The sequence below is a fragment of the Dawidia cretensis genome (genome assembly GCF_018598175.1).
In the GTDB taxonomy this organism is placed as follows: Bacteria; Bacteroidota; Bacteroidia; order Cytophagales; family Cyclobacteriaceae; genus Ohtaekwangia; species Ohtaekwangia cretensis.
On record NZ_JAHESE010000183.1, the window covers coordinates 1 to 283 of the forward strand.

At 44.2% G+C, this 283-nt stretch carries 1 protein-coding gene; it reads right to left on the bottom strand.

Features of this window, described 5'->3' with window-relative positions; genetic code table 11:
* The coding region (locus tag KK062_RS30280) for a TetR/AcrR family transcriptional regulator (RefSeq protein ID WP_317195824.1) at window positions 1-283 on the bottom strand (283 nt) is incomplete at both ends.

The window sequence follows — 283 nt, forward strand, 5'->3', positions numbered from 1 at the left end:
TAATATTCCTTACTCGGCTCCGGCTGCAAATACCCACTTTCGTCAAAGAGATTAAAGAAATGCGTCATCTGTTCCTTGCGCAGGAGAATCGTCGCATCCAGTTTCTCTTTAATCGCCGGATACTTACGCGAGATCTCCAACACATCCAGGTTAAAAAACAAATACTTCGTCTGAAAGGGCTCCAGCCTACGCAGGTACGTATCGATTTGTACAAAGGGGTCCTGCGACTGAACAATTTCAGATAAGAAAGAATACACTTCGTCCTTCATACCCATAAAGATCG